Origin of the sequence: Spirillospora sp. NPDC049652 (genome assembly GCF_040675125.1) — a bacterium.
In the GTDB taxonomy this organism is placed as follows: domain Bacteria; phylum Actinomycetota; class Actinomycetes; order Streptosporangiales; family Streptosporangiaceae; genus Spirillospora.
Window position 1 is genome coordinate 1 of the sequence record NZ_JBFAOF010000481.1, and the last position, 5,372, is coordinate 5,372.

Sequence of the window (5,372 nt, forward strand, 5' to 3'; positions counted from 1 at the left end):
CGCCGCCGGGCGGCTACCGGCGCGTCAGCGGATCGGGGTGAAGTCGCGGGCGCCGATGAACGAGGGCCGCCGCGACGGGGCGGAGAACGGCTCCTCGCAGATGTTCTCGACGCTGTTGAACACGATGAACACGTTCGACCGCGGGAACGGGGTGATGTTGCCGTTCGAGCCGTGCATGCAGTTGCAGTCGAACATGGTCGCCGAGCCCGCCGGGCCGGTGAACAGCTCGATGCCGTGCTTGTCGGCGAGGATCGACAGGCTGCCCTGGTCGGGCGTGCCGATCTCCTGGCTCTTCAGCGACTCCCGGTAGTGCTCCTCGGGGGTCTCGCCCACGCACGTCACGAACGTCCGGTGCGAACCGGGCATGATCATCAGCCCGCCGTTGTGCACGTGGTTCTCGGTCAGCGCGATCGAGATCGACACCGCCCGCATGCGCGGCATGCCGTCCTCGGCGTGCCAGGTCTCGAAGTCGGAGTGCCAGTAGAAGTCCTTGCCGGTGAACCCCGGCTTGTAGTTCACCCGGCTCTGGTGGACGTAGACGTCCGAGCCGAGGATCTGCCGGGCCCGGCCGACCACCCGCTCGTCGCGCGCCAGCCGGGCGAACACCTCGCTGGTCCGGTGCACCTCGAAGATCGAGCGGACCTCGTCGGTGCCGCGCTCGGTCACCGTCCGCTCGTCGGCGAGGACGGCCGGGTCGGAGGCCATCCGGCGCAGCTCCGCGCGGCAGGTCTCGACCTCCTCCGGCGTCAGCAGCCGGTCGATGGTCAGGTAGCCGTTGGCGTCGTAGCCCTCGAGGGTGGGCGCGTCGATCGGCCCGTCGGCGGCCGATCCGTAGACGACCGGGTCCTGCCGGTACAGCAGCGCGGCCTCGCCGCACTTGCGGGTCGGATAGGCGTCGTCGATGCTCGGATGGGTCTCGATCACGCTCACGCGTGCGTTCCTTCCTGCTCGGTGATCAGCGGGTAGACGCCGTTCTCGTCGTGGACCTCGCGTCCGGTGCACGGCGGGTTGAACACGCAGACCGTGCGGACGTCGGTGAAGGCCCTCAGCATGTGGTGTTCATGGCCGTCCAGCAGGTACATGACGCCTGGCTCGACGCGGTGGGTCTCGCCGGTCTCCTCGTTGACCAGCTCGCCCTCGCCGGAGATGCAGTAGACGGCCTCGATGTGGTTGGCGTACCACATCCGCGTCTCGGTCCCGGCGTACAGGACGGTGTCGTGCAGCGAGAAGCCGACCTTCTCCCTGGCCAGCACCAGGCGGCGGCTCGCCCAGGTCTCGGCCTGGACGTCCCGGTCGGTGCCGACGATCTCGTTCAGCGATCGGACGATCATTCGGGTGCTCCTCGGGTCGGGATCCGGTCGGGTCAGGCGGGCACGGCGGTGCGGACGGCGGCGACCGACTCGGCCAGCAGCTCCAGCCCCTCGGTCAGCTCCTCGGAGGTGGTGGTCAGCGGCGGCAGCATCTTCACGACCTCGTCGTTCGGCCCGGAGGTCTCCATCAGCAGCCCGCGGCCGAACGCCTCGGCGCAGATCCTGGCGGCCGTTTCCGGGTCACGGGTCTCCATACCCCAGACCAGGCCGCGTCCACGCACGTCCGCGATCGCCCCGGCGTGCTCCAGGGCGATCTCGTCCAGCGCCTGCTTGATCTGCTGGCCCTTCCTCAGGGTCTGCTTCTCCATGCCCTCGCCGGTCCAGTGGTCCTCCAGGGCCCCGACGGCGGTGACGAACGCCGGGTTGAAGCCGCGGAAGGTGCCGTTGTGCTCGCCGGGCTCCCAGACGTCCAGGTCACGGCGCATGAGGGTGATCGCGAACGGCAGCCCGTAGCCCGACAGGGACTTGGACAGGCAGACGATGTCGGGGGTGATCCCGGCCTCCTCGAAGCTGAAGAAGGGACCGGTCCGGCCGCAGCCCATCTGGACGTCGTCGACGATCAGCAGGATCCCGTGCCGGTGGCACAGGTCGGCCAGCCCGCGCAGCCACTCGGGGGAGGCGACGTTGATGCCGCCCTCGCCCTGGACGGTCTCCACGATCACCGCGGCCGGCTTGTCCAGGCCGCTGCCCGAGTCGTCCAGCATCGTCTCGAACAGCAGGAAGTCGGGGGTGCGGCCGTCGAGGTAGTTGTCGTACGGCATCGCCACGCCGTGCCCGAGCGGGACGCCCGCGCCGGTCCGCTTCATCGAGTTGCCGGTGACGGCGAGGGCGCCGAGCGTCATGCCGTGGAAGGCGTTGGTGAACGACACGACCGTCTCGCGGCCGGTGTACTTGCGGGCCAGTTTCAGCGCCGCCTCGACCGCGTGGTTGCCGGCCGGGCCGGGGAACTGGACCTTGTAGTCGAGCCCGCGCGGCTTCAGCACGATCTCGTCGAAACTCTCCAGGAAGCGGCGTTTCGCGGCGGTGTGCATGTCGAGCGAGTGGACGATGTTGTCCGCCGCCAGATAGTCCAGCAGCCGCTGTTTCAGGGCGGGGTCGTTGTGTCCGTAGTTGAGCGTTCCGGCGCCTGCGAAGAAATCGAGGAAGGTGCGCCCGTTCTCGTCGGTGAGCCGGCTGCCGCGTGCGGTGGTGAAGACCGTGGGCCAGCCTCTGCAATAACCGCGGACTTCCGATTCCAGGCGTGCGAAAACGTCCATCTGGACCTCCGGGGGTCGAAGCTTGTGGTGGCGGTGACGGGGTGCTGGGTCGGGGAGCGGTGGGGTGGTCGGGAGGGGCTGCGGGCGGGTCGCGGAGGCGCGGTCAGTCGGTCCCCAGCGGGCTGATCCGGAACAGGGCCTCGGCCTCGTGGCCGTCCAGCAGTTCCGGGCCGAACAGCGGGATCCGGACGAGCTCGGCGCCGTGGTCGCGGGCGAACGAGCTGAACAGGGCCGCGGAGGCGGTGTTGCTCGCGGTGACGGTCGCCTCCATCGCGTGGACGCCGCGGGGCGTCAGACGCTCGGCGAGGCCGTCCAGCATGCGGCGGGCGAGCCCGAGCCCGCGCCGTTCGGGGTCGACCGCGACCTGCCACACGAACAGCGTTCCGGGGGCGTCCGGGCGGACGTAGCCGGTGACGAACCCGCGCGGCCGGTCGCCTTCGCGGGCCACGATCGAGGTCGCCGCGAAGTCCCGGCACCACAGGGTGTAGCTGTACGGCGAATTGACGTCGAGGACTTCGGACTCGCGGGCCATGCGCCATAGGTCCGGTCCGTCTCGCAGGGTCGGTTCCGCGAGCACGAATCCGGTGCCGGTATCGGACGGGTCGGTGGCGGAACTGATCGGTAGCACTGCCATGTCCAGGAAACTTAGCGAATCCCTGGGACCCATCGTTATTTTTCGTTATATGCGCGATGTTTGGCAATGGCGTGAGCGGGTAGGGTGACCCGCTTGCATTTTTCCGGGATGTTTCGCGCGCGTTTCGGCGATTTCCGGGCCCGCCATTTCGGGGGCTGCCCAGGGGAGACGCCGTCCTCCCGGCCGCCCGGCCCGCGCCGGCGCGGCGCGAGGGGCTCCACCGCCCCGGCGGCGTCCGGCCCCGGGACGCCCGGTCTCAATTGTGTGAGGTGAATCACAACACCTGGATGTCATCGCGAGGTGCCCCGCACGCGTCGCGTCCGCCGGAGCCCTCTGGCATCACGGTAGGGCGAGGTGCCGCGACGCGGAAGGGCCCCACGCCAAAGCGTGGGGCCCTTCTGGAGGACTCGCAGGCCAGCGGCCGGAAAGTCGGGCGGCCGGACGGCGCCGAAACCGCCTTTTCGGCGGTCCCGACGCCCGCCGGGCCCCTCTGGCGGCCTTCGGGAAACCGCTTAGGGGCCGCTCGGACGTCCGCCCTGTCAGCCCGCCCCGTCGGCCCGCGCGACACCGTCCGGCGGCTGGTGACCGGGTCAGTCCTTGTCGGCGAACCTGTCGGTCGCCTCGATGAGGCGGTGCAGGATGCCCGGCTCGGTGTAGGCGTGGCCGGCGTCCGGCACCAGGTGGAACTCCGCCTCGGGCCACGCCCGGTGCAGGTCCCAGGCCGTCGCGGGCGGGGTGCACACGTCGTACCGGCCCTGCACGATCACCGCCGGGATGTGCCGGATCTTGTCGACGTCCGCGATGAGCTGCTCGTACTCGAAGAACCCGTCGTTGACGAAGTAGTGGTTCTCGATCCGCGCGAACGCGACCGCGTAGTCCGGCTCGCCGAACTCCGAGACCCGCTCGGGGTCGGGCAGCAGCGACACCGTCGCGCCCTCCCAGGTGGCCCACGCGCGCGCCGCCTCCTCCCGCGTCCCGCGGTCGGGGGAGTTCAGCCGCTCGTGGTAGGCCGCGAGCATGTTCTCCCGCTCGTCCTCGGGGATCGGCGCGAGGTACTGCTCCCACAGGTCCGGGAACAGCAGCGACGCGCCCTCCTCGTAGAACCAGGTGAGCTCGAACGGGCGCAGGGTGAAGATGCCGCGCAGGACCATCCCGGTGACCCGCTCCGGGTGCGTCTGCGCGTACGCCAGCGACAGGGCGCTGCCCCACGACCCGCCGAACAGCAGCCACCGGTCGATGCCGAGGTGCTCGCGCAGCAGCTCCATGTCGGCGACCAGGTTCCAGGTGGTGTTGTCCTCCAGCGACACCGCCGGGTCGGACGCGTGCGGGGTGCTGCGGCCGCAGTTGCGCTGGTCGAACAGCACGATCCGGTAGCGCTCGGGGTCGAACTGGCGGCGGTGGTCCGGGCTGCACCCGCCGCCCGGCCCGCCGTGCACCATCACGGCCGGTCTCCCCTGTGGATTCCCGCACACCTCCCAATAGACCCGCTCGCCGTCGCCGACCTCGAGCATCCCTGTCTCGTACGGCTCGATCGGCGGGTAGAGGGTGCGCAGTTCGGTCGCCATGCTCGACACTCCCGTCAGTACGTCCTGGTGAGGACCGGCCCCGTGTGCGGGGCCGACGGGGCACACCCTGGCACAACGGCCGCGCCCGACGCCCGACGCGGACGCCGACGCGCCCGGGCGGCACGTCCGGCCGGACGAACCTCGCCGACCCCTATGGATCACGAAGAAATCCGCGAAAGGGATGTCGGGAACGGTTCGGGCCGCGCCCGGCGGGGAATCCGGTGATCGCCCGGATCCGGCCGCCCGACGAGTCCGGGTGAAGGGGAGTGAGCTGTGATTTTCCGCGCTGGCCTGGTCGCCACGTGATCGTGAGGAGCGAGGAACGGAACCCCAAACTGGGCAAACGCTCTACGCGGCGGCACTAGAGTGCCTTTGGTGAGCGAAGCGACGAGCCGTGCGGCGGAGAGCGCCGCGATCGCGACGGAGCCCCCCGAGCGACCGGCCCGCCCCGGGTCACGGCTCGCTGGACGCAGGCGAGGGATGCGGTGAGCGAACTGAACGGATCCGGCGGCTCGCGCGGGGTCCCGGGCGCCGACTCGGCCTGGCC

At 70.4% G+C, this 5,372-nt stretch carries 5 protein-coding genes; all 5 read right to left on the reverse strand.

Annotated elements, in window-relative coordinates; translation table 11 throughout:
- Positions 1 to 24: 24 nt before the first annotated feature.
- Positions 25 to 930, reverse strand: a complete 906-nt coding sequence (gene thpD / locus AB0J52_RS25680) for an ectoine hydroxylase (RefSeq protein WP_500184804.1) — start codon at positions 928 to 930, stop codon at positions 25 to 27.
- A complete protein-coding gene (locus tag AB0J52_RS25685) occupies positions 927 to 1,331 on the reverse strand; it encodes an ectoine synthase (protein WP_500184805.1) in 405 nt (134 codons plus the stop codon). Before AB0J52_RS25685 ends, thpD begins: the two co-directional genes overlap by 4 nt.
- A gap of 32 nt (positions 1,332 to 1,363) precedes the next feature.
- Positions 1,364 to 2,626 (reverse strand): diaminobutyrate--2-oxoglutarate transaminase, encoded by a 1,263-nt coding sequence (gene ectB / locus AB0J52_RS25690; protein WP_500184806.1) that lies wholly within the window; start codon positions 2,624 to 2,626, stop codon positions 1,364 to 1,366.
- 103 nt (positions 2,627 to 2,729) lie between these two features.
- Positions 2,730 to 3,260 (reverse strand): diaminobutyrate acetyltransferase, encoded by a 531-nt coding sequence (gene ectA, locus AB0J52_RS25695; protein ID WP_500184808.1) that lies wholly within the window; start codon positions 3,258 to 3,260, stop codon positions 2,730 to 2,732.
- Between the two features lie 590 nt (positions 3,261 to 3,850).
- The gene (gene pip / locus AB0J52_RS25700) at positions 3,851 to 4,813 is read right to left on the reverse strand and encodes a prolyl aminopeptidase (RefSeq protein WP_500184810.1); all 963 of its coding nucleotides are present in this window, start codon (positions 4,811 to 4,813) and stop codon (positions 3,851 to 3,853) included.
- Positions 4,814 to 5,372 lie beyond the last annotated feature (559 nt).

What these genes read in the sequence shown, in the direction of transcription:
- AB0J52_RS25685 (WP_500184805.1), bottom strand. Translation starts at nt 1,331, where the DNA reads ATGATCGTCCGATCGCTGAACGAGATCGTCGGCACCGACCGGGACGTC.
- ectB (WP_500184806.1), bottom strand. Translation starts at nt 2,626, where the DNA reads ATGGACGTTTTCGCACGCCTGGAATCGGAAGTCCGCGGTTATTGCAGA.
- ectA (WP_500184808.1), bottom strand. Translation starts at nt 3,260, where the DNA reads ATGGCAGTGCTACCGATCAGTTCCGCCACCGACCCGTCCGATACCGGC.